Consider the following 2,025-nt stretch of genomic DNA (forward strand, 5'->3'; position numbering starts at 1 on the left):
AAATTCCGAACTATATAGATGCATTTGCCTTGATCACTCAATCTGCAATTGACAGTCTTCGCAGCCGTTGGTGATAATAGGTGTTTGTGCAAACTCTAGCCCTCTAAAAGATCTTGGCTAACGTCGTTGTTGTGGGTGCCCAATGGGGCGATGAAGGAAAAGGAAAAATTACCGATCTGCTGAGTCGTTCAGCCGATGTGGTCGTACGGTATCAGGGAGGCGTGAACGCCGGACACACCGTTGTCGTGAAGGATCAAGTGTTCAAGCTGCACTTAATCCCCTCCGGCATTTTGTACCCTGACACCGAGTGCATTATTGGCTGCGGCACGGTAATTGACCCCAAGGTTCTGCTAGCTGAGTTAGATCAGCTAACAACCCTAGGCATCTCAGGAGAGAATTTGCTGATCTCCGAGACGGCACATGTCACCATGCCCTATCATCGCCTGATTGACCAAGCCTCCGAGCAGCGTCGAGGCAACCACAAGATCGGTACAACTGGACGGGGCATCGGTCCCACCTATGCGGATAAATCGGAGCGTACCGGACTCCGCATGATCGATCTAATGGACTCGGATGTGCTGCGGAAAAAAGTGCGCTGGACCGTGGAGTACAAAAACGTCCTATTGGAAAAGCTCTACGATCTGCCACCGCTCGATCCAGAAGCCATTATCGATGAGTATTCGGGCTACGCCGATCGCCTGCGTTCTCATGTGGTCGATAGCTCCCTAAAGATCTACGCGGCGGTCCAGCGCAAGCGCAACATTCTATTTGAGGGTGCACAGGGAACACTGCTGGATCTCGACCACGGCACCTATCCCTATGTCACGTCCTCAAATCCAGTTGCAGGCGGCGCCTGTGTTGGAACAGGCGTCGGTCCGACGATGATCGATCGCGTCATTGGCGTTGCCAAAGCCTACACGACTCGCGTTGGTGAAGGACCCTTTCCCACCGAATTGAGCGGTACGATCGGAGAGCATCTGTGCGATCGGGGCGCAGAGTTTGGTACCACCACTGGACGCAAGCGTCGCTGCGGCTGGTTCGATGCGGTCATTGGTCGCTACGCCGTCCGGATCAATGGGCTGGACTGCTTGGCAATTACTAAGCTAGACGTGCTGGACGAACTCGACGAAATTAAGGTCTGCGTTGCCTACGACATCGATGGCGATCGCTGCCACGATTTCCCCAGCAATTCGCAAAAGTTCGCCCGCTGCCAGCCCGTATACGAAACCGTTCCCGGCTGGAAGCAGTCCACAGCGGACTGTCGATCTCTGGACGATTTACCTAAGGCGGCGCTGAACTACCTCAAGTTTCTGGCAGAGCTGATGGACGTGCCGATCGCGATCGTCTCGTTGGGTGCCAGCCGTGACCAAACCATTATTGTGGAAGATCCAATTCACGGTCCTAAACGCGCCCTGCTGTACACCAACGGCACAACTCCAGAACCCGCTAGCCACAGGCTAGAAGTTTAGTTTTGAATGAGAGGCGCCGAATGCTGAATCTCTCAAGCAGTTCAACATTCCTAGCTCAGCACTTGCAGTTTCTACCTTTTGTTTACCTCCAACCCCTAACAACTCTATGGAATTCACTCTCGATTGTAAAACTCGTCCAGATGGCAGCAAAGCGAATGCGCTGCGTCGCGAGGGCTTAATTCCGGTGTCGCTCTATGGTCATAACGGCGCAGAATCCGTCGCGCTAACCGTTGATGCCAAGACGGTTGAGACATTGCTGCGGTCTGCCTCAGTCAACAACAGCTTGGTTCAAGTTAATGTTCCCGACTTACCCTGGAACGGCAAGGCAATGCTGCGGGAAGTGCAGAAGCATCCTTGGAAAGGCTACCTTTACCACATCAGCCTGTTCTCGGTGGGCAGTCAAGTGTCGCTGGAAGCCGATGTGCCCGTGCATGTCGTGGGTGAGGCTCCTGGCGTCAAGACAGGCGGCGGAGCGCTTGATGTGATCCTGTCGCAGCTTCACGTCCGCTGCGCGCCTGAGCGGATTCCCGAATTCATTGAAGTTGATATTTCAAAT

2 protein-coding genes are annotated in these 2,025 nt (G+C 53.9%); both read left to right on the top strand.

What is annotated here, in order from left to right:
• The first annotated feature begins 113 nt into the window (after window positions 1-113).
• On the top strand, window positions 114-1,469 hold the full coding sequence (locus tag H6F43_RS07930) for an adenylosuccinate synthase (protein WP_190342259.1): 1,356 nt from the start codon (window positions 114-116) through the stop codon (window positions 1,467-1,469).
• Window positions 1,470-1,575: 106 nt separating this feature from the next.
• The coding region (locus H6F43_RS07935) for a 50S ribosomal protein L25 (RefSeq protein WP_190342260.1) at window positions 1,576-2,025 on the top strand (450 nt) is incomplete at its 3' end.

This window comes from Leptolyngbya sp. FACHB-36 (assembly GCF_014695955.1).
Lineage (GTDB): Bacteria > Cyanobacteriota > Cyanobacteriia > Leptolyngbyales > Leptolyngbyaceae > FACHB-36.